Annotated in this window: 19 protein-coding genes; 16 read left to right on the plus strand and 3 right to left on the minus strand. The window is 57.2% G+C overall.

Annotated features, from left to right (window positions below):
• Positions 1–80 precede the first annotated feature (80 nt).
• On the plus strand, positions 81–926 hold the full coding sequence (locus ACY3GB_RS06520) for a dienelactone hydrolase family protein (protein WP_463088033.1): 846 nt from the start codon (positions 81–83) through the stop codon (positions 924–926).
• Between the two features lie 9 nt (positions 927–935).
• On the opposite strand, the gene ACY3GB_RS06525 is transcribed toward ACY3GB_RS06520, so the two are convergent.
• Complete coding sequence (locus ACY3GB_RS06525; RefSeq protein ID WP_463088034.1) at positions 936–2,042, minus strand: HD domain-containing phosphohydrolase; 1,107 nt, start codon at positions 2,040–2,042, stop codon at positions 936–938.
• A 302-nt stretch (positions 2,043–2,344) separates the two neighbouring features.
• Between ACY3GB_RS06525 and ACY3GB_RS06530 the strand changes: the two genes are divergently transcribed.
• Complete coding sequence (locus ACY3GB_RS06530; RefSeq protein WP_021475250.1) at positions 2,345–2,548, plus strand: cold-shock protein; 204 nt, start codon at positions 2,345–2,347, stop codon at positions 2,546–2,548.
• A gap of 102 nt (positions 2,549–2,650) precedes the next feature.
• Positions 2,651–3,208 (plus strand): DUF1415 domain-containing protein, encoded by a 558-nt coding sequence (locus tag ACY3GB_RS06535; protein ID WP_463088035.1) that lies wholly within the window; start codon positions 2,651–2,653, stop codon positions 3,206–3,208.
• A 60-nt stretch (positions 3,209–3,268) separates the two neighbouring features.
• Here ACY3GB_RS06535 and ACY3GB_RS06540 read toward each other — a convergent pair whose 3' ends face one another.
• Positions 3,269–3,838 (minus strand): lysophospholipid acyltransferase family protein, encoded by a 570-nt coding sequence (locus ACY3GB_RS06540; protein ID WP_463088036.1) that lies wholly within the window; start codon positions 3,836–3,838, stop codon positions 3,269–3,271.
• 249 nt (positions 3,839–4,087) lie between these two features.
• Here ACY3GB_RS06540 and ACY3GB_RS06545 point away from each other — a divergent pair, with 249 nt between their 5' ends.
• The 10 genes from ACY3GB_RS06545 (at position 4,088) to ACY3GB_RS06590 (ending at position 14,168) form a co-directional block, all read left to right on the plus strand.
• Entirely contained in the window at positions 4,088–4,309 is a 222-nt protein-coding gene (locus ACY3GB_RS06545; RefSeq protein WP_463088037.1) for a glycine zipper 2TM domain-containing protein, read from the plus strand.
• Positions 4,310–4,416: 107 nt separating this feature from the next.
• Positions 4,417–5,766 (plus strand): deoxyguanosinetriphosphate triphosphohydrolase, encoded by a 1,350-nt coding sequence (locus tag ACY3GB_RS06550; protein ID WP_463088038.1) that lies wholly within the window; start codon positions 4,417–4,419, stop codon positions 5,764–5,766.
• Positions 5,767–5,786: 20 nt separating this feature from the next.
• Positions 5,787–6,428: a histidine phosphatase family protein gene (locus tag ACY3GB_RS06555; RefSeq protein WP_463088039.1), complete on the plus strand. Its 642-nt coding sequence runs from the start codon at positions 5,787–5,789 to the stop codon at positions 6,426–6,428.
• Between the two features lie 139 nt (positions 6,429–6,567).
• A complete protein-coding gene (gene msrB / locus ACY3GB_RS06560) occupies positions 6,568–6,957 on the plus strand; it encodes a peptide-methionine (R)-S-oxide reductase MsrB (RefSeq protein ID WP_463088040.1) in 390 nt (129 codons plus the stop codon).
• Between the two features lie 869 nt (positions 6,958–7,826).
• Entirely contained in the window at positions 7,827–8,495 is a 669-nt protein-coding gene (locus ACY3GB_RS06565; protein WP_463088041.1) for a hypothetical protein, read from the plus strand.
• A gap of 2 nt (positions 8,496–8,497) precedes the next feature.
• Positions 8,498–10,321, plus strand: a complete 1,824-nt coding sequence (locus ACY3GB_RS06570; RefSeq protein ID WP_463088042.1) for a transposase — start codon at positions 8,498–8,500, stop codon at positions 10,319–10,321.
• Positions 10,314–11,288, plus strand: coding sequence for a TniB family NTP-binding protein (locus tag ACY3GB_RS06575; RefSeq protein WP_463088043.1), 975 nt, complete (start codon positions 10,314–10,316; stop codon positions 11,286–11,288). Before ACY3GB_RS06570 ends, ACY3GB_RS06575 begins: the two co-directional genes overlap by 8 nt.
• Positions 11,289–11,333: 45 nt before the next feature.
• On the plus strand, positions 11,334–13,181 hold the full coding sequence (locus ACY3GB_RS06580) for a TniQ family protein (RefSeq protein WP_463088044.1): 1,848 nt from the start codon (positions 11,334–11,336) through the stop codon (positions 13,179–13,181).
• 258 nt (positions 13,182–13,439) lie between these two features.
• The gene (locus ACY3GB_RS06585; protein ID WP_463088045.1) at positions 13,440–13,619 is read left to right on the plus strand and encodes an antitoxin PaaA2 family protein; all 180 of its coding nucleotides are present in this window, start codon (positions 13,440–13,442) and stop codon (positions 13,617–13,619) included.
• Positions 13,620–13,748: 129 nt separating this feature from the next.
• Positions 13,749–14,168, plus strand: a complete 420-nt coding sequence (locus ACY3GB_RS06590) for an antitoxin Xre-like helix-turn-helix domain-containing protein (RefSeq protein WP_463088046.1) — start codon at positions 13,749–13,751, stop codon at positions 14,166–14,168.
• Here the strand turns inward: ACY3GB_RS06590 and ACY3GB_RS06595 are convergent.
• Positions 14,136–14,393 (minus strand): HigA family addiction module antitoxin, encoded by a 258-nt coding sequence (locus tag ACY3GB_RS06595; protein ID WP_463088047.1) that lies wholly within the window; start codon positions 14,391–14,393, stop codon positions 14,136–14,138. The two genes, ACY3GB_RS06590 and ACY3GB_RS06595, sit on opposite strands and share 33 nt — an antisense overlap.
• A gap of 161 nt (positions 14,394–14,554) precedes the next feature.
• Here ACY3GB_RS06595 and ACY3GB_RS06600 point away from each other — a divergent pair, with 161 nt between their 5' ends.
• The 3 genes from ACY3GB_RS06600 (at position 14,555) to ACY3GB_RS06610 (ending at position 22,598) form a co-directional block, all read left to right on the plus strand.
• Positions 14,555–17,272, plus strand: a complete 2,718-nt coding sequence (locus tag ACY3GB_RS06600; protein ID WP_463088048.1) for an AAA domain-containing protein — start codon at positions 14,555–14,557, stop codon at positions 17,270–17,272.
• Positions 17,273–17,540: 268 nt separating this feature from the next.
• Positions 17,541–20,873 (plus strand): hypothetical protein, encoded by a 3,333-nt coding sequence (locus tag ACY3GB_RS06605; RefSeq protein ID WP_463088049.1) that lies wholly within the window; start codon positions 17,541–17,543, stop codon positions 20,871–20,873.
• Positions 20,874–21,434: 561 nt separating this feature from the next.
• Entirely contained in the window at positions 21,435–22,598 is a 1,164-nt protein-coding gene (locus tag ACY3GB_RS06610; RefSeq protein WP_463088050.1) for an HNH endonuclease, read from the plus strand.
• The last annotated feature ends 71 nt before the right edge of the window (positions 22,599–22,669 follow it).

Genomic DNA, 22,669 nt, shown 5'->3' on the forward strand with positions numbered 1-22,669 from the left:
CAGCTACCAGCGTTTATTCAAATTTTATCGAAAATCGGCGCGGACACCAGTCCCCGCCCCGACAAAGGAGTCATCCCAAGATGAGCGACAACAGCGCCACCCTCCCCCGTCGCCGCTTCCTCGCCGGCGCAGGCAGCCTCGGCTTCGCCCTGGCCGTGCAACCGATCGCCGCCAGCACCATCCTCACCGACAGCCGGCAACTGCAGACCGGCCATCCCGACATCGACACCGGCAAGGGAACGATGCCCGGCTACTACGCCCGTCCGGCCGAAGGCAACGGCCCCTGGCCGCTGGTGATCGTGATCCAGGAAATCTTCGGCGTGCACGAGCATATCCAGGATTTGTGCCGCCGGCTGGCCAAGCAAGGTTACCTGGCCGTGGCGCCGGAACTGTATTTCCGCCACGGCAATCCGGCGCAAGCGCCGGACATCGACAGCCTGCTGCGCGACATCGTTTCCAAGGTGCCGGACAGCGAGGTCCTGAACGACCTGGACGCCACCTGGCGCTGGGCCGGCGCGCACGGCGCCGACCTCAAGCGCGCGGCCGTCACCGGATTCTGCTGGGGCGGGCGCCAAACCTGGCTCTATGCCGCGCACAACCCGCAGTTGAAGGCCGCCGCGGCCTGGTACGGCAAGCTGGAGGGACCGGCGAGCGCCAATGCGCCGCGACAGCCGCTGGACATCGTCGGCGAGTTGAAGGCGCCGGTGCTGGGGCTGTACGGCGGGCAGGATCAGAGCATCCCGCTCCCCGGCGTGGAAAAAATGAAAGCCGCGCTGAGCGCCGCCGGCAAGGACAGCGAGATCGTCGTCTACCCCGACGCCGGCCACGGCTTCAATGCCGACTACCGCCCCAGTTACCACCCGCGGGATGCCCAGGACGCCTGGCGCAGAATGCTGGACTGGTTCGCCCGCCATGGCGTCCGCTGAGCCGGCCGGCTACGCGCCGCCGACCACATTGCCCAGTTCCAGCCGGGTGCGGACCACCTGGTTGAACAATTGCAGCCAGTAGGGATCGAACTGCCGCTCCGACGCGTTCAGCTCGGCCACCGCCCGCAGCATCGAGCGGCGCTGGCCTTGCTGGGCGTGCTTGAGCATCACCGACTCGAACGCGTCCACCAGCGCCAGCACGCAAGCGCCGGAACAGATGGCGCCGTCGCGCAGTCCGTCCGGATAGCCGCTGCCGTCCGGACGCTCATGGTGCTGGGCCACCATCGCCGCCGCCTCCTCCCAGCCCGGCATGCGCTCCAGCAGCCCCGCCGCCCAACCCGGATGAGCCGACAGATCGCGCCGCTCCTCATCGCTCAGTTGACCGGCCTTCAGCCACATTGACTCCGGCAACAGCATCATGCCGATATCGTGCATATAGATAGCGGCTGCCAATTGCTCCATCGGCAACGGCTGCTTGGCCAAGCGATTGGTTTCCAGCGCAAGCGCCAGGTTGCGCTCGGTGCGGCCGGCATAGGCCGGCAGCCGATGTTCCAGCTGCACCGCCAGGGAACGGAAAAACTGCAGGTCGGCAAACCGATGGCCGCCATGCGTCGCGGTTTGTTCGGCAGACGCCTGCGCGACAACCGGCGGATGCCCCATCATACTGGCCACCAGCCAGGCGCAGGCCTGGGGCAGCTCGTCGGCGCCCTTGTCCAGCAACGGGTCCAGCCGCATCCGCAAGGCGTCCATCCGCAGATCGTCCAAGGGGGCATCGTCCGCGACCGCGTCCAGCATCAGCACCAGACGGTCCATCACCAGCAGCAGCACATCGCCCAACACGTCCAGGTATGGCAGCTCCTTGCGCCGGACCCGGTCCAGCAAATGCTCCAGCACGTGCACATAAGGTTCGACGAAGTGCACCTGGCACAAGCTGGCGTCGCCCTTGATGCTATGCAGGATGCGGAACAACTGCGCGATTTTCTCCCCGTTCCCGCTGCCGTCCTCCAGCTGGCAAACCAGCTGTTCGAGCTGCGGCGCGTAATCGGACAATGCGTCGCGAAAGTCCTGGAACGCAATGGGATCGATGATTTCCGGCATCAGTTGCTGCGTGGCCATATGGAACCCCTTCGGATTGGCGTTTTATCCAGTATATGCAAGCATGGCCGCTACGCATCCCGACACGCGCAACGCCCTTCAATGTAAACATCCTGTCCAAATGTATTGAAATATTCGTAAAAACAGATCACACCTGCAGAAAACGCTTGCCATGGCGTGCAACTAGAGGCACTATTCCCCCCGCAGGATGCTCAAGTTGTGTGATGTGTAGTTGTCGTAGTGGCAATAGCCGTACCTCAGTCGCCATTTCCCTTGATCTTCGTGCCTTTTATTCAACTGCTCGTTTTGAGGAATTTAACAAAATGGCAACCGGCATTGTTAAGTGGTTTAACGACTCCAAAGGCTTTGGCTTCATCACCCCGGACGAAGGCGGCGACGACGTATTCGCTCACTTCTCCCAGATCAACGCCAAGGGCTTCCGCTCCCTGTCCGAGCAACAGCGCGTGAGCTTCGACATCGTCGAAGGTCCGAAGGGCAAGCAAGCCTCCAACATCCAGCCCATCTAATCTCTCTCGAGAGATCATTTGGTCGTGATGAGAAAACCCGGATTATTCCGGGTTTTTTGCATTCTGACCGAGCAGATCCGCGCCCCCCCCATCGGAGCCCGCATGTCCGACAACCACGAAAACGTGATCGCCGCCACCCGAGAATGGGTGGAGAAAGCCGTGATCGGCCTCAACCTGTGCCCGTTCGCCAAGTCCGTGTACGTGAAGAACCAGGTGCGCATCCAGATCAGCGAAGCCGCCAATCCGCAGCAACTGGCCGAAGAACTGGCCGCCGAGCTGAAGCTGCTGGCCGACACCGATCCGCAGGAAATAGACACCACGCTGCTGGTGCACCCGAATACGCTGGCCCGCTTTCTGGATTTCAATGAGTTCCTAGACATCGCCGACGCCATCGTCGAAGACCTGGGCCTGGATGGCGTGATCCAGGTAGCGAGTTTCCATCCCAAGTTCCAGTTCGACGGCACCGGCGTCAACGATATCGACAACTACACCAACCGCTCGCCCTATCCGACGCTGCACCTGATCCGCGAAGCCAGCATCGACCGCGCGGTGGAAGCGTTTCCGGAAGCCGAGGCCATCTACGAGCGCAATATCGAAACGCTGCAAAAGCTGGGCCTGGCCGGCTGGAAGGCGATGTTCGCGCCCAAACCGGCCGAGTAAGACACGCCGCAAAACAAAAAGCGCAGCCCATGGCTGCGCTTTGTCGTTTGCAGTCCCGCCTCAGCGCGGATAACGACCTTGCTTGTCCGCGTAGAAAGCCTGGATTCTGGGCATGTCCGCGGCGATATCGCCGCTAGGCTGAAACAGCGGCCCGAAACCGCCCTCCTTGCGCCCATAATCCAGATAAGCCAGCGCGATCGGCACGCCCGCGCCGCAGGCGATGTGGTAAAAACCAGTCTTCCACTCCTTCACCGCCTTGCGCGTGCCCTCCGGCGGAATGGCCAGCACCAGCCTGTCGCTGCGCTGGAACACGTCCACCATCTGCTGCACCAGCGAATTGTTCTGATGCCGCATCACCGGCACCCCGCCCAGCCAGCGCATCACCGGCCCCATCGGCCCCTTGAACAACGTATGCTTGCCCATCCAGTAGATCTTGGCGCGCGCGGCGAAGCACAGGCCCAGCGTGATCGGAAAGTCCCAATTGCTGGTATGCGGCGCGCCTATCATCACGTACTTGTCCAGAGCGGGAAACTCGCCCTTCAGCTTCCAGCCGCAAAGCTTGAGCATGACGATGGACAGCCAGCGGAACAGATCGCGGACGATGGGGGTATCGAAAATGGTGAAATGCATGGCGGCCCTGATACAGAGGCGCCCGTCCGCGCGCAGGGCGCGGCATCCAGCGCGCGGCCCCAGCGTCGGGGCGGGCGCCAAACACGTGGAAGGCGCTGAATGTACTAAATGAAACACTACCAGTAAAGACCATAACGCAAACTACCTGCCATCCTCTGCGCCAATCTATAACAATCAGTAACATACCGGCCGGAACTGCGGCCCCAGCAGACTGCCAAAGCCATATATCTCACCCGTAGGACCTTTACCATGAATACTGCCAAGACCAGCCTGAAACTCACCGCAGCCGGACTGATCGCAGTCGCGATGCTCTCTGGCTGCGCCAACATGTCGCACCGCCAACAAAATACCGCCATCGGCGCCGCAGCAGGCGCGGTGCTCGGCTCCGTGCTCACCGGCGGCGACGCCATCGGCACGGTAGGCGGCGCGGCCGTCGGCGGCGTGATCGGCCATCAGACCGGCAAGCGCTAAGACCCGGCATCGGCAAGAGCCAGCCCAAGCGCTGGCTCTTTTGTTTTGAGGCCCGCGCCCCTATCATCCTGATGGAATCCACACCGGGCCAAGCCATGAGCCAAACCATGAACTGGGAGAGCCTGCTCTCCACCCGCCGTTTCAAGATCATCCAGCAAGAAGTGAGGGAAACCCGGACCCCGGCCACTCAGGAAGGCGGCTCCGGCCTGCGCACCGACTTCCACATCGACCACGACCGCGTGGTGTTCTCCAGCGCGTTCCGCCGGCTGGGCCGCAAGACCCAGGTGCACCCGCTGGCCCGCCACGACCATACGCACAACCGCCTCACCCACAGCGTGGAGGTAGCCAGCGTGGGACGCAGCCTGGGCAACCGCGTGGGCGTGATGCTGGAGCACGATGGCCTACTGCCGGCCGGCTACACCCCGCATGACATCGGCGCCGTGGTGCAGGTGGCCTGCCTGGCGCACGACATCGGCAACCCGCCTTTCGGCCATACCGGCGAGTACGCGCTGCGCGACTGGTTCCGCGACGAGCGCAACGCGCATTGGCTGAGCGGCCTGTCGGCGGCGGAAATCCGCGACGTGCAAACCTACGAAGGCAACGCCCACGGCCTGCGCATGCTGGCCACGCTGGAAATGTACAGCGGCGAGGGCGGCATGCGCCTCACCTCCGCCGCGCTAGGCACGCTGATCAAATACCCGTGGACCGCCGACGCGCCGCCGGCTTACGAGCGCGACAAGTTCAACATCTATCGCACCGAGCTGCCGTATTTCGAACGGGTGGCCGAGGAGCTGGGCCTGCTGCGCCACGGCCCGCTGCAATGGAGCCGCCACCCGCTGTCCTACCTGATGGAGGCGGCCGACGACATCTGCTACGCGATTCTGGATCTGGAAGACGCCGTGGAGATCGGCATTCTGGATTTCAAGGAATTCGAAACCCTGTTTTCAGGCTTCTCCGAACACGAGCGCGTATGGGGCGTACACGATGTCCGCCAGAAATGCGGCACGCTGCGCGGCGTGGCCATCGGCCGCTGCGTGACCGAAGTGGCGGAAAAATTCATGATGCACCACCCCTCGCTGCTGCGCGGCGAGTTTCCGGCCAAAGATCTGATCAATCTGTGCGATCCGGCCGTGCAGGACGCGCTGCTGCAAGCCAAGGATCTGGCCAGCCACAAGGTGTACCGCCATCGCACCAAGCTGGTGACCGAGCTGGCCTCCTACCCCTGCATCGCCACCATCCTCAATGTGCTAGTGCCCGCGGTGCACGCTTTCGTCACCAAGGACGACAAGGCGCTGACGCCGCGCGAACACCTGGCGATGGGCCTATTGGACGGCCATATTCAAACAGACGACAGCCTGTACCAGGCCTATATGAAGGTGCTGGACTTCGTCGGCGCCATGACCGACAACTACGCCGCCAACCTGGCGCGCGAACTGTCCGGCGTCGGCATTCTGTAGATACTCGAAGAAAGGCGACAATGACTCAGCCCGTTACCCGCTTCTGCCTGGTTCGCCACGGCGAAACCGACTGGAACCGCGAATACCGGCTGCAAGGCCATACCGACATCCCCCTCAACCACGCCGGACTGGAACAGGCCAGCCAGCTGGCCCACGCCTTCCGGCCCGACCACGCCTTCCAGGCGCTATACGTCAGCGACCTGATCCGCACCCGGCAAACTTCCGCTCCGCTGCAAACCCGGCTGCAACTCAACGCCCACTACACGCCGCAGCTGCGCGAGCGCCATATGGGCGCGCTGCAGGGCCTCACCTATGCGGAAGCGGCCGAGCAAATTCCGGACCTCTACCGCCGGCACCAGGCCCGCGATCCCGACTTCGACCTGGAAGGCGGCGAAAGCCTGCGCCGTTTCCGCGCCCGCATTCTGGACGGCCTCGCCAGCATCGCGGCCCTGCATCCCGGCGAAAACGTGCTGATCGTCACCCACGGCGGCGTGCTGGACATCATCTACCGCGCCGCCACGTCAAAACCATTGGAAGAAAAACGCGACTTCCCCATTCCCAACGCCGCGCTGAACTGGCTGGACTATCAAGACGGCGGCTGGACGCTGCGCCGCTGGGCCGACGAATCCCACCTCAGCAACGCGCTTGACGAAATCCAGTAACCCCGCCGCGGCGCGCGTCCTGAACCACGCCTCCACGCGCCGGCGGGAATTTGTTAGTCTCCGGTAAGAAAGCCGCCCGCGCGGCGACCAACCATCAAGCGCCCGGCCCGCCGGGCCGGACGACACAAGGACAACCGCCATGACCATGGAAAAAACCGACGCCGAATGGCGCGCGCAACTGACGCCGGAACAATACCGCGTCGCCCGCCAATCCGGCACCGAGCGCCCGTTCAGCGGCGAACACTACTTCCACAACAAGAAGGGCGACTATTTCTGCGTCTGCTGCGGCGCCCTGCTGTTCCATAGCGACACCAAGTTTGATGCCGGCTGCGGCTGGCCCAGTTTCTGGGCCGAAGCCGCCGGCGCCAACATCGCCCGCATCACCGACACCTCCCACGGCATGGTGCGCGTGGAGGTCCGCTGCTCGCATTGCGACGCCCACCTCGGCCACGTGTTCGAAGACGGCCCGGAGCCGACCGGCGAGCGCTACTGCATCAACTCGGTGTGCTTGGATTTCAAGGCGGGTTGAGTTGTAGGTTTTCTTGTAGGTTTTCAGAATTATTGAAACTCTGTGCACACAGTTGAAATTGCACCAAAATGGGGCATAGCATGTAATGGCTATGCCCTTTGTTGTTTCAACTCAACAAATGGGCACACAAAGTACCTCAATCTCCCTCTCTTTTACCACCCCTATTCAACATTTAGCTCATCATGATTTCCAAAATGGCCACTTTATTTATTTTTCCTCACAAAATATCAATTGCAAAAAAACAACAAATCGAAAATCGCATTGATTCACTTGAGTTTATTTAACTCAATTGGCATTTTAAAATTTCCATCTGCAATTCCAGTATAAAAAACATGTACTAGAATTGCACTTTCTGCCGAGATAGGTCGGAAAAAATATAGGGAAAGCACTCATATTTGCCAACAATCTCGACAAACCTTAGGATGTAGAAAATATGACAGGAATGGTCTAGCTTGGAAGATGGGAAACCAATTGAAGCGTGGACTAGACCATCAAGATGGAGGCACTGGCCAAATACACGAGATAGCAAAGAGTGCCTGCACATAACAGAACAGGGCACCCCTTTTCAGAGGTGCCCTGCTTGCGAGCAGTCAACACGATCAATGCCACCTAGCCGAACGAGATACTGCTCTCACAAAGTACCCCGCTCGCCAGTAAACGAAAGGATCGCATACACCAGATAACAAAACAGGACACCCCTTTACAGAAGTGCCCCGCTTGCCAGTGTAGGTGACTACACGATACGTCTTTCGCACAGTCAGTATCGTCAACTCCCCTCCGCCGGTCAAGCTCCCTATACGCCTTTTTTCTAGAACTCGACTTTTGAGAGGCACCCACGCGCCTTTCTCAAGCCGAGGCAGGAGCTTGTCATGTCGCATACCAACAAAGAAGTATCCATTTCAATACTCAGAGAGCTATTAAACTCCACTACCCCTGCTCGCGATGTAGTTCATCGGCACGGATGTTCATATCGTGGCTTCTTCCAGTCAACAAAGGCTTTCGCAGGAGCTATCCCTTTCGAATCAGGACTCGCCAGAGATGCTCTTCGAACATTTGAACTTGCCCCTGAAGTGACCATGATCGTCCCGGAACCGTTCACTTTTCATTATGAAATGGACGGGTTGATCCGAAACTACACCCCTGACTACTTGTTGTTTCTGCGCGACGGGCGTCGTGCTGTTACTGAAGTCAAATGGCAGGCAGAGGCAGATCAGCCAGCAAACCAACGCCGCTTCGACGTCATCGGCAAGCAGATGGCACGTGCCAACGCCATGTTCGCCGTTCTAACTGAAAGACAGCTACGCGCTCCAGTCTTACAGAAGAACATGTCGTTGATAGAAAGCCACAAGCACCTTCAGTTATCAACTGACATCATCAGCAAGATCTTGCACAGCCTGCGTCACGGCGATCAACTCCTGGGGCAGCTTACCAATAGCATAGGCTGCCAAAATCTCGTCCTAGCGGCGATCGGGCAAGGCATTCTTGCCATAGACCTACGTCACCCACTGACTAACGAAACCAAGATCAGGAGGGTATGAGCATGGCTACTCTCAATCAAGCCACCAGCCTGAATCTTGCGGGACAACTCGTCCCTGCACCTCTCGACACTCCACCGCAATTGGGGCGGACTTTTGAATCGTATCCTGCAGGTGCTCAACAAGAGGCACTACGACGCCGTGCCTATATCGATGCGCTTGCAGCACAGCACCCAGTTCGTCATACGCAGGACATGCTGAAGGAGTTAGCCCAACGGGTTGCGGCAAGGATCGGGGATGTGTCACCGCCATCAGCCATATCCATCTATCGCTGGCACAAAAGCTTTGTGACCAGCGGGCACGATCTGCGTGCGCTCATCCCTAAATTTCATGCCCGCGGCGGTAGCGGCCAGCGACTCCAAGCAGAACAGCTAGCGTTGCTGGAGAAGGCTGTCGACCAGACTTTCCTTAGCTTGCAACGGAAGTCGATTTCTTCAACCTATGAAGCCCTATTAAGCTCAATCGCCTATGAAAACTCTCAACGAGCAGGCAAGAGCCTCATCACGCCACCCTCATATTCGACAGTACGGCGCTATATCCGCTCGCTTCCCTGCTATGAGGTCGACCTAGCCCGCTACGGGCGCGAGTACGCCCGCAAAAAGTACCGGCACAGCAGCATCACACCCGCCACGATGTACCTGCTGGAACGCGTCGAAATTGACCATACGCCGTTCAACATCTTCGTCATCGATGAGGAGTCGATGCTGGTGCTGGGGCGCCCGTATATCACGGTGATCATCGATTGCCACACGCGCATGATCCTGGGCTTCTACTTGTCGTTCTCACCGCCCAGCATCGAGGCGGTGCTGCGTTGCTTGCAGCACGCCATCGTCAGCAAAGACTATGTGAAGGAGCGGTATCCCGACATCCAGCATGACTGGCCATGCCATGGCATTCCCACCACCGCTGTCGTCGACAACGGATTGGAGTTTCACTCCCAAGACCTGCTTCGCGCCACTTTCGAACTGGGCATCAACTACCAGTTCTGCCCGCCCCGCACGCCGTGGTTCAAACCCATGGTCGAGCGATCGCTGCGGACGCTGGCGGAGCAGTTCGCCCATCAACTGCCCGGCACCAGCTTTGCCAACTGGTTCGACCGTTATGGCTATGACCCACTGAAAGAGTCGATCGTCACCCTGTCAGAGCTGGTCCACGCCCTGCACATCTGGATCATCGACATCTACTCCCAGACTTACCATCGAGGCCTGAAGCAGACGCCGTATGCCGCCTGGCAACGCGCGGCGGAAATCGTCACGCCTCGCACCATCGATCCTGATCGCTTACGGCTAGTGCTCTCCAAGCAGGCTGAACGCGTGTTGGGTCACGCCGGCATTGAGCTGCATGGCTTGCGTTACAACTGCAAAGATCTACTCCCTTGGCGCAAACAGCTCGGCGATCGTATCAAAGTGCAGGTCCGCTTCGACCCGGACAACCTGGGTTCGATATTCGCGCTCCACCCGCAGACCAAAGAGGCCTTGCCCGTGCCCTGCCTCACCCCGGACTACGCCGAAGACCTGCAATTGCACCAGCACAAGCTGATTCAGGCGTCGCTGCGAAAAGAAGGCCTGGCATCCGCCAATCCGCTATCACTGGCCCGGGCCAAGGTACGCATGCAGGAGGTAGTCGGACAATTGCTGCAAAGCCGCAAACTGGCCGACCGCAAGCGCGCCGCGCGGGCCAAAGGGGCACACTCAAGCAAGGTGATGACCACCGGCAAACTGCCTCCGGCGATTTCAGAGGACATGGAACTCCCTCTAGCAGACAACTGGTCACCGCCCAGTACATTGCCCGTGCTCGCGCACGATCCGGAAGGAGATGGCCATGAGTGAGCACTACACGCTGGCGGATCTTCGACGCGCGGAGCGGATTCAGATCCTGCATCCACAATTCAGCACGGCACTGGAAAGGCTGTCGCACAGCCATGCCCTGTCGCGCCAAGGCGCCGCTGCCAGGCATCTGCTGCTGATTGGCGCATCCGGCACCGGCAAAACCTCGGTGCTGCACAGCTTTGCCAAACAGCACCCCAACTACGAAACGGAGGAGGCGACGATACGCCCGGTGGTGTATGTCCAAGTGCCCGCCCACCCCACCATCCGCGGTCTGGCGGAAGCCATTCTGATCGCGCTAGGGGCCGGCGTTCAGCTCCGGGGCAGCACCGCGGAGAAGACCAACCAGATCGTGCAGCTAATCTGTGGCGGCAAAACCGAGTTGCTGCAGCTGGATGAATTCCATCACTTCGTCGATGCCGGCCGCAGAACCTTCGAGGAGGTCACCGAGTGGCTGAAGACCCTGATCGATCAGATCGCCATTCCCACGGTACTGTCCGGCCTGCCAGAGTGCGAGTGGATCCTGCGCTCCAACGAGCAGTTGCGCCGTCGCTTCGCCGCCCGCGTGGCGCTGACGCCGATCGGCTTCTCCAGCAACACGGACAAGTCCTTGTTCCGCGACGTCGTCCATGCCTGGGACACGCAGATCAACCAGGGGCGCCCAACCTGGGGGCTCGCCGAGTGGGAGTGCGTCAGGCGCCTGCACTATGCCAGCAATGGCCTGCTCGGCTATCTCTCCAAGGTGATTCTGGGAGGATTGGAATGCTTGATCGAACAGGAGCGGCACGATCTCGACCAACGCGTCTTGGCTATGGCCTTCTCCAACTATGTTTGGCGAGACAGCCCGTCCGAGCTGAATCCCTTCGATGCCAACTTTGTGTTCCGACGCCTGAATCAGCCTGACGAGCCATTCGAGCCGACACGATTCTCCCGCCGAAACGCCCCCAGAGCCGCCATCTCTGCGTTGTAAACCCATGAGGATCGCCGCCCTGGCGATCCTCCGACGGAACACACCATGACCTCCCCACTACTGCAGATCCGCCCCAAGCCGCAGGCGGGTGAAAGTCTGCTGGGCTATTGCCTGCGCCTCGGGCACGCCAACGGCTACCCCGGACAGACTTGGCTATCGTTATTCGTCAAAAAGCACGACGCTGCCTGGCAGAATTTAACCCGGTTGACAGGCCATGATCAGACTAGCCTGGCTTGCCTGACCGGTCCGGCGCCGGCCAGTCTGGGCCGTCACAGCTACCATCGGCTCGGTCTCAAGGTAACGTATTGGAATCACCATCATCGCCGCTGGTGCCCCGTCTGCCTGGCCGAACACGGCATCTGGCAAACGGAGTGGCTGCTGACCCTGCAAATAGCCTGCCCAACCCATCGCCTGTTGCTGCGAGAAAAATGCCCCGGCTGCGATAAACTCATCCGCTGGCATCAGGGCACCATGTTTACCTGCAGCTGCGGCGCCGACTTGCGCCATGCCGCCACACGCCCAGGCACTGCTGCCGAGTTGGCTCTCGCCAAACTGATTGCCCAGGCCATCCGGCCGCTGATTGGTTTGCCCGACCTCGCTGTCAGCAACATCCCGACACCGCCTGAATTAGATAATTTACATCCGGCGCAACTATGCGACCTGCTTTGGTTCTTTGGCGCCTATGCCTCGCACCGGCCCAATACCCGCCGACAAAAAATAGCCGATCATGGCCGAATCGAAATCATTCAGCCCTATCTGCAGTTGGCCATGCAGATCGCCCAGCACTGGCCGCAACACTTCCATCAGTTGCTGGAGGAGTACACGCTGCCCATATCCGGTAACACGGCATCGCTGCGGGTGTACTTGCGAGAAATACATCAGGCCCTCTACCGGCTGCTGATTCATCCAGAGCTGCTATTTGTACGGGAAGAATTCGAGCGTTATGTCCATGAACACTGGCCGGACAAACTGATCCTGCAGCAGGACCTGCGCCAGGCCCATCCCATCATCAGCCTGGCCAAGGCAGCGGAACAACTCAATCTCTCAACAGGCGCCGTACACAAGCTGATCGAAAGCGGCGCCATCAAAGGCTGCCAATCCTCATCAGCCAAAGGGAAAGCCACTTGGATGGTGGAGCGAAGCTCGCTGGATGCCTACGCCCGCAGTGAGCATGGCACGCTAACCATTTCGGAGGTGGAACGCATGCTGCGCATCACCCCAAAACGGATCCGTTTGCTGATCGAAAGCGGCTTGCTGCAACCGCTGCCCCACGATAAAAAACGTACTCGATGGTGCTTTCAGCTGGAAACCATCAACGCTTTCCTGGAGCAACTGAACCATGGCCAGATCAGCCCAGAACCGGACAATCCAGAACTGCTGTCAGTGTGGGAAATCACCAAACGGTGGATGCAAGGCAGCCAACCCTTCTTGGCGGTCATCCGCGCCCTGCAGGATGGCTCGCTGGAAGTGGTAGGTCGCACCCCGGCCGACCATGGCCTCCGCGCGCTGCTGGTTTCCCGACAGCAATTCACGCTCTGGCATGAGCAATACCGCCGCTCCCGCGGTTTTTTCACAGTCAGGGAGGCGGCAGCTGCCATCCAGATGGACGTCAACTTGCTCTATCACCTGATTGGCGCCGGACATGCCCACGCTAGCCAGCAGCAGTATGGCTATGAAAAGCGGATGCTGCTGGGTATCGAGGCCAAGGAGCTGGAACGGTTGACCAACGACTACATCTGGGGCGAACGCTTGGCGAAAATGGTCAACAAACCGGTGCGACAGGCCGCCAGACACTTGGTTAAACAAGGACTATGCCCCCTCTATGGGCCAATGGAGAATTATGGGGACGAGTATGTGTTTTGGCGCGCGGATGTAGCTGCAAGCCTGGCTTGAGCAAATTGTGAAAATTATGGGAAACCAATAATTATGGGATTCCCATAATTTTCCATAGGTACGCGATTGCACGAGTTCGACCAACCCAACTCAAGTGGGCAATGGTCTGCCCACTTGAGCTAGAACAGTCCAATCAAAATGACATATATGCTCATTATCTACGCCACCAGCTCTGCGATGCGCTGTAAATTTGATTTCCGCTGCCATGCAAGACCCCTTTTGGAATACACTCAAAATGGAGAGTAATGAGAAGATGCCATGCCCAAACTTGAACCCATCTGTCCCACGCCCGAGTCTGCGACTGCTTATGACCAGTACGTTCGCCAAGCCGTCCAGGCGGCTCTGGATGATCCCCGCCCCGGTATTCCACATGAAGAGGCCAAGCGCTACTTTGCCCTCAAACGCGCCACTCTGCTGCAGCGCTCGACACCCAAATAAGAGTTGCTCACGAAACCTCGCCAAGTACCTAAGCCAAGGCACGCTGACACAAACAGTACAAGTAGTACCGCATGGTGGCGCCACGTAGGATCAGAGATCTTGTCAGCGGCTCGAAGGAGGAAAGGGAACATGGGATACCCTTCAACAAGCGCAGCAGCGGCCACAGCGTGGCTGGAGATCCCCACAAACACCCAAATCGAGATGATCCGCCAAGGGCTACCTGCTACAGCCATTCAGGCCTTCAGCGAAGAGTTTGGCATCCCCATAGAACATCTATGCCTGGTGCTCGGTCTATCGCCACGGCTAGCATCGCACCGAATCAGCCGGCAGCGCCTGTTAGACTCGCCAGCTAGCGAAAAACTGCTTCGCATCATGAGGATTGCTCGCGTAGCTGAAGGCATTCTGGGAAACAAGAAACTGGCGGGAATCTGGCTCCAGCAACACAACATCACGCTGAACGCATCCCCGCTCTCCCTGATGGATACGGAACTAGGGGGTGGTATGGCACGACGAGTTCTAGCGTCGATCGAGCATGGCCTCCCGGTCTAGGAATGCCAAGTAAGGCACTGCCGTTGCTCTGGAAATGGGTGAGGCTGGCAAGAGCTTTTCGACATGCGGGCGCGGCTTCTGCTTGGTCTGCCAAAGCTCCCAAGCTGTCTGCATGCCGAGCCTCAACTCCGGACTCGTACCCAAGCCCTCGGCTAGGCGCAACGCCATATCTGCGCTAATGCCCGCATGACCATGCAGGATCCGCGATAGCACGGCACGGATCACCCCGACGCCCCCCCCCCGGTATTGAGTAGCACATCACTGATGGTGCCTGGCAGGCAACAGACAATTAAACTCAATTGGCATTAATTCCATCATAATACCTTATTCAAGGCATAGCGGTACTCGATGTTTGACACTAGGACAAATTTAGAGACCGTTCGAGGATGAATAAGGGACATATGGTTTCTATCCATATAGATGGCGAGGACAAAACCGCTCAAATCAGCGACTGGACAATTACCTGGAGTAAACAGCACGAAGGTCTGCAGCTGACCTGCCACTTTCCATCCAAGAAAACCTACACGCGCCCGCTCAGCGAGTGCCGCATCGTGCCAACCCGTGAATTGGGCGAGCTGCTGCTGAAGAAGCGCAACAGCACCATCGTCAAGCCTATTGAAAAGGCCATGATCTATGGCGAACGGTATGCCCTTGTTTACTATCCGGGCACTACTCAGCCCTATCTACACAAGTTGGACAGCATCAGCTTCGTCGCACAGACCGCGATGAAGGAAAGCTCGGTCTTTCGCTACTTTGCAAACGTTGCGAATGCCCGGCGGGACCGCGCCAGCTCATCGGACCAACAATCCATCGCTGCGAATGTCGTACGCCAACTGGAAAAACTGCCCGCCTGCGCCGATACCGCCTTGCATGCCTATTGTACGAGGCAGAATGGGAAACAGGTGCCGGGCGAAGGACTGATCTATCCGTTTGGTGTGAATGAAAGCCAGCTCGCGGCGGTTGAACAGGCTTTCAGCACCCAGATCAGTGTGATCGAGGGCCCGCCTGGTACCGGCAAGACGCAAACCATCCTCAACATTCTGGCCAATATCCTGCTGCGCGGAAAAACAGTCGCGGTGCTGTCCAACAACAATGCAGCGGTAGAAAACGTCTACAACAAGCTAGAAAAGTTCAACCTTGACCACCTGGTCGCCAAGCTTGGCAGCCAGGAAAATCGGGACAACTTCTTCGCCAAGCTGCCTCCCTGGCCGTCAGCTGAACCCGAGGCTGCACCGGAGATGGCCGAGATCCAGGAGATGCTGGCGCGGTTGAAACAACACTTGCACAATCACAACCGGGCGGCCCAGCTACAGGCGGAAATCGACGAGCTGAACATCGAGCGGCGCTATCTGCAACAATGGCAGGAAGACAGCGGAGTCCCCATCTCAGTCCCCTTGGACAAATACGGCTTGTCCCCGCGCAAAACGGCGGACCTGATGGCTTATCTATCCCATCTTGGCGAACAGCGCGTCCGGCTCAAGGACCGCTTTGAGTTGCTATTCAACTTCAAGATTTTCCGCACCAGGCCTTTTGCTCAGGGCGACAATCGTTTGTCCTTCTTCCATGCCCTGCAGATGCATTACTACGACAAGGCGCTAAGAGACAAGGAAGCGGCTCTGCAGACTTGCCGCGAATCGCTGGCGCGCGGGAATTTCACTGCCCTGCTGCAAGCATTGACGGTAAATTCAATGTGCTATCTGAAGCAGCATCTGCATACTCCAGACCGAGCATCGGATACCTTCGACACAAAAACATACCGCAATCATTTCGATGACTTCGTGAAGCGCTTTCCGATTATCGGCAGCAGCACGCACTCTATCGTCAACTCGATCGCGCCAGGAGCGATCCTCGATTACGTGATCATCGACGAGGCCTCGCAGCAGGACATCGTGCCTGGCATTCTGGCGCTGGGCTGTGCAAAAAACCTGATAGTAGTCGGCGACAGTCGGCAACTGGCGCACATTCCCGTGAAGCTGGACCTGCCGGCCCCCGCCGACGTCTATGATTGCGAGCGATACAGCCTGCTGGATTCCTGCATCGTCGTGTTCAAGGATGCGCTACTCAGGACTTTGCTAAAAGAGCACTACCGCTGCCATCCCAGGATTATCCAGTTCTGCAACCAGCAATTCTATGACGATGAATTGATCCCAATGACCCAGGACAAGGGCGAAGCGCCCCTGCGGCTGGTGCTGACCGCCAAGGGCAACCACACCCGGAAGAACACCAATCAGCGAGAACTGGACTCCTTGCTCAAGGTGTTGGACGGCGAAGGCGAGCCCATCGAGCTGCACAAGGACGGCCGCGGTTTCATTTCTCCCTTCAGGGCACAGGTCAAGCTCTCTGGCTCCTGCCTGCCTGCGGATTTCGTCAAAGATACCGTTCACAAGTTCCAGGGCAGGGAGTGTGACGAAATCGTCTTCTCCACCGTGCTGGACAAGAAGCGCCACAATCAGGAACGACTGGATTTTGTCGATGACCCGCGCATGGTCAATGTAGCGATGTCGCGGGCCAAGAGCCGATTCACCCTGGTGACCGGTGATGAGGTTTTCACCGCAAATAACGGCCATATCGCGGCCTTAATTCGCTATGTGGAGTATTACGCGGAGGATGGACACATTGCGCGGGCCCCGGTGGTATCAGCGTTTGATCTGCTGTACCGGGAATTTGACCAGTCCCTGGCGCGACTCCAGGCCAGGCTGCGCCCCGAAGACTCGCGCTTCCAATCCGAGCAAATCGTGGCGCAACTGTTGCGTGAAGCGCTGTCCAAGGAGCCATACCGGACATTGACATACCACGCCCAGGTCCGGCTGAACCAGGTCGCCTCTTCGATCAACCCTGCTTTAACCGAGCGCGAGGTGGCGTTCATGCGCAACCATGCCAGCTGCGATTTCGTAGTGTATTTCAAGGTGGGTAAAACCCCGCTGGGGGTGATTGAAGTGGACGGTGGCTCTCACGACCGGCCAGAGCAGGCGATGCGCGATGCCCTGAAAAACAGCATCCTGACGAAGAGCAATATTCCCATCCTGCGCCTACGAACCGTAGAAAGCCACATCGAAGAAAAGATTGATGGCTTTCTCGCTCAATGGGCGAGTGCTACTCAATAACGGGGGACGTCGACAGCAACCGCTGCACAGCGGTCCTTCAAGAAATACAGCTTCACCGGCCGCTTAGGCCTACAAACTGTCAATGCCTGGTTTTCGGCCTAAGCGGACACTCGATGAGTGGTTTGGGCGCATCTGTTACCGGGCACAAGCGGACATTGCCCGATCGCATTTGTAATGGCTGATTAAGAGAAGAAGGTAGCTACTTCTCACCAAAGGAGTCATAGAAGCAGTATGATATTTTCATTCGAGTCCTGCAGGTTTTCGGATCATGACCCAACAGACAAAGACCGCACCCGAAAAACCAAAATATTCGCCGTCGCGTTACATGCGCGACCGTCACCCTGACTTGTTTTCCGACTCAGTTTCGGAAGTAGAATATCAGGTCGAACGCGAGGTTCTGTCCTACCACCTCGAAACGCTCACCAATCAGAAAGACGAAAGCGCGTTTGAGAATTTCGCTCAACGCTTGTGCGAGAAATTCATCGCGCCAAATATTCGTCCTCAGACGGGGCCGGTTGGCGGTGGCGATGGTAAGACTGACGCAGAGACCTTCCCCGTGTCGGGTGAAATCTCCGCGCGATGGTTCGTGCCCGACAATGACAAGGCCGGCGAGCGTAAGGCCTTCGCCTTTAGCGCTAAGAAGACCTGGCAGCCAAAAATTAAGTCAGACGTTGCCGCCATCGCTAGCACCAAGCGTGACTACGATCAGATCATCTGCGTGACGAACCAGTTCGTCCCCGCAAAAAAGTCGGCTGATCTACAGGACGAGCTTCTCAAGCAGCACGGCATCCCAGTCACCATTCTGGATCGTATGTGGCTCCTTGACCGCGTCCTCAAGCACGACAGCATGGCCATTGCCGTCGAGGAGCTTGGCGTTGGCAAGGGTACCGAGAAGCAAACAAAGAAACTCGGCCCTAGTGATACCACCCGTGCGGCAGAGCTTGACATCCTTGAGGCAAAGATCGCCGACGGTTCGCAATATCAGGGGCAACCTGCGGCGCTGATAGAAGATGCGCGACATGCGGCCCTTCTGGCTCGAGGACTAGAGCTTGCGCCCGCCGATGTGAACGGACGCTTTGACCGCGCACTTCGTCTCGCACGAGGCAATAATATCAAAAAGCTTGAACTCGCGATTGCCTATGAGTGGGCATGGACCTCTCATTTCTGGCATGAGGACCACATCCGCACGTCTGAACTCTACGACGATGTCGAACACCTCGCTCTCGGTTCAGACGATGCAAATGACTTGGAGCGTCTGAGCAATCTTCTGCCCCTGATACGCATGAGTGTGCACTCGGGCTCGATGGACGAATCGAAAGGGAAACTTAAGGACCGTACCACCGCACTCAAAACTGCACTGGAAACACTGACGGATCAGACAAATCGCCCCAACAATGCCCTGCATGCAGAAGCCTTGTTGCTGATGATCCAGGTCACCGAAGAAGGCGTTGAGCATCGTGACGATGCGCTCAAGGACATCTGGGCCTCGTTCACCGACATCATCAAACGAGCCGAAGGGCTAGGAACATTCCCATTCACAAGCATTGCGGATGCCCTCACACAATTCGGAGAGTTTATTGCTGACAGCGATGAGTTCGATACGCTGTTCGAGACCATCACCGATGCTCTCGCGGCACGCAGCAGCGAGGGTGAGGCTGCAACCAAAAATGTTCAACGCGCGTACCAGAAGCTTGCGAAGGGGTTACCCTACGACGCAATCCGATGGTTCGGACGTGTTATCGCACTGCTCATTAAGGAGGAATACGAGGACGACCTGATCAACGCTTTGATAGGTGCAGGCTTTGCCTTCGAGGAAGTTGGACTTCCTTGGGCGGCAAGGAATTACACCCTCGCCGCCGTCAGTCAGGAATTCTCAGCCTTCAAAAGATACGGCAGCATAGGCGCGCTGCGCGCCTCTGTCTTGTCCAGGTACTTCGATACTGAATTCAAACTTGGTCGCGTTCCACAGATCCTAAGCGCACACGAACTCGAAATGATCGTGCGCAATGCGCAAGCGCGCACTGACGGGCAGCGCCGTCACCTCGACAAGGTGCAGGAGGCGCACATGATGAAAATCGCAGCGCTGCTTCTGCAAATGCCTGTTAATGAAATGAGCAAAATCGCTCAACTTCCCGACGCGCTCGAACGTCTCGCATTACCGATGTCCCGCGTCGCTCTGCTTTACCTGATGGGCAATGAAGATATCTTGAGAGCGGAAGGCTGGATTCCGGAACAGGAAACGTCCGAAGGTGCAGAGGCCTTCATGCGCAACCTGCGCGACTACGGCGTGAAAGCGGAGTATGCCATTCCAGACTTCGCACTTGGCGAAACCGTCATACTGTCATCCAACGTGCTCGGATGTCGCATCCATGTGGTGTGCGCCAACAATCTTGTTTCTATCGGAATCGGTGAGGCTGTACTCGGTTCACTTGAAGCGTTGCTTGCGACAAGCCTCGATCATCGAATTTTGCCTCAGGTGGACCACTTACAGCTGCGGGTTGTGCCCTCTGATGCTGTCGGGTTGGCGCCTGTTCTGCAGTTTGCCGACGTTGACGGCGAGCCTGTTGGCACGATCACACATCGCATGATCATGGAATATAAGACCAAAGAGGATGCGCTGTCCTTTCCGAATTGGATGAAAAAAGCTGTCCTCGAAATCTTTCTCCGCTTTGCCGCCCCTCAAGAAGTCGAGACATGGGGTAAGGCACTATTCGAAGACGAACGCGCCCTAGATCGCGCACTGACATTCTCGGACGTTCCCACCATGCTTGGTAACCTGCATGGGGATCGCGTTCTACTTTCCCTCGCCGATTGGATCGATCCTGCCGACCGCACGTATGTGGTCAAGCGCACAGAAGCATGGTTCCCCGTGCTGCCTCCGGAACCCATTAAGTCGTTTGGCAACACGCAACGCGGCGAAGGCCTTGCGCCCAAAGAAATGCACGATGCGGCGAAAGGTAAGCATTCGGGAACGCGCTGGATTTCTCCCATCGACACACAGAAATGGGACAAGGCGAAATGGAACGGGACCCTCTTCATGTGGTGCCCGCCCGGCCCCAATGCGCCTCCACCCATGCTAGGACTCGCTTACGAAAATCCTTCGGCTGCCAAAGACATCTTCCAGTCATGGCGTAAGCGGTACGGCGATGACGACGACAAAGACGATCTTAAAATCACCATCGTTCGCGGCATTTCGCGCGACAATCCCGCGGCCTATGCCGTGATGGTGAGCCCAAACCCCGACAATGTTCCGCTCTCTGAGGGAAAAATTATCGGCTTCGTTTCACGTATCAATCGCATGTATCCAAAGACCACACAGAACCTCGATCTGTTCCTCGAAGATTATGCGCGTCATGGTCGATACGTGCTGCTTCCTGCCCACCTACCAAACAAAATGGCGCAACCCGAACCCATTTTCGATTTGCCTATCGGCAAGCAGAATTTGACCGTAATCAACGCCTGGGAGATTAGCACTAACCACATGGCCTCCTCAGTTTTGCATTTGGATGAGCTCCCTTTTATTCCAGCGGACCAGCACAATCCCCCCGTCATAAAGACTCTGGAATGGCTGAAATCCTTGCGCGCGCGTGGATCGTCATGATTAGACAGTGTTCTATTCGAAGGATCGGCCATTTTTAGTCTAGGAACACGAGTAGGCTGGCTGCCTTTGTGGCTTGGAAAGAGGTGTCGAGTTTCCAGGATGGCGCAATACTATCTCGCGACCAGGGAAAACTGGTGACCACTTTGGGTCGGAAGTTCACGTTCGCTGATTGATAGCTGTCGTTGCGTACGGCTCGGCCTTGAACAGCAGGTAACCGTACCATTGCTGACGGGTCAAGCTGACAAGCCGAACGGTGAGAATGGCCGACGAGCGGCCATATCTGCGTTGGGTAGACTGCTAATCAGCCATGGCCGACATACAGCCACTGCTGCATAAGCGGCCGATATTTTCAGGTAAGCAGTCCATGAGCTCTGGGCTGAACAGACCTAGTTCCTCCTCAGCTTTGGGATCAGTGTCACGTCAAAGGTTTCGGAGCTGACGAAAGTCTAGTTTCGCTAGGTACTCCTCCTACTAAACCGTACCGCTGATTTCTGGCATCATTCGGCGGCTGCTCCCGATCATAATTGATCGGTCACACCGATGCCATCTGGATGCCAAATTATGGTTTCAACGCTGAATGCTCTACTCTCCCGCAACATTCCGTCAGTTCTGGCACAGAATTTGGCTCTCGCAAAGAAGACGCTGGGAGGCCTCGCAAAGATGAATGACAGTGAGCTTAAAAAGCTCGGCTTAGAAGACTCACATATTGTTGCCATCCGAGACAACCGACCGGCAATTCCCGCAGCTACGCTCAAACGCTTATTCGAAGAAAGTTGGCGAATCTGCTGTATTTGCCACAAACGAGAGCGTGCCATCGTGGTGCATCACATAAAAGAATGGAGTGATGGTGGAACACATGAAGAAGAAAATTTAGCGGTCCTTTGCCTCATAGACCATGACAGAGCTCACATCTCTGGTGGTCTCGCAAAAAATTCCCTCTCAGCTACCGATATCAGAGAGGCTAAGCGGGAATGGATCGATAAGGCCAAGAAAATCCGCGATTCCTATCGCGAAGCACTACTGTCTCCATATCATAGAGAAGCTAGATGGTTTTGGATCCACCTAGACCGCTTACGTGCTATGACCCAGAACCTGCCATGTTTGTACATAAAATTAATTGATCCGCATGCGAATATATTACTTAAAAATGGCTTCATTGAAAAGAATGGTCATATCGCACCGGAGGACAAGTGGCAAGAAACCTTAGCAAAGCCCAAAAAGGACTATATTTTTGATTCGTCCCGCGCTCAAGAGATGGCCATTTACGTCTCTGACATCTTAGGTAGGCTAATTCAAAACTCTGGGGTACTCGACATTACTGACATGCTACAGGATAAGGACTGCTTAAAGATGTACGTCAGGAACGGAATGCTTGTGTTTTTCAGATCGCAAATTGATATTTTGAAAAACCCTGACGGTTATCCAAATAATGGTCGATGGTTACAGGGCTCCGTTAGCACGACTAACGTCAGACTGATATTTCTCTTCGACCTTTGGATGTCCTTGAGCATGACATCGATGGGAACTCACTTATCCACGGAGGCTGAACGTTCAGTTATTGGCGAAGTCACTGCGATCTCCACTATTGGCTCGCAAACAAGAGTCACCATAACGCCATTAGGCATCAGCCCAGATTTTCTTCTCCATGATCCATCGCAGGGCGCCTGGGTGAAAGGAGCAGATAACTCTGATTACAAGAAGCGACGCAAACGTGCGAAGATATAATCAAGAGACTAGAAATTCGTGGCCATTCACCAACTCGGATACATGCCATTGAATCGCCTTACGTTTGCTAG

The sequence above is a fragment of the Chromobacterium sp. Ag138 genome (genome assembly GCF_055181315.1).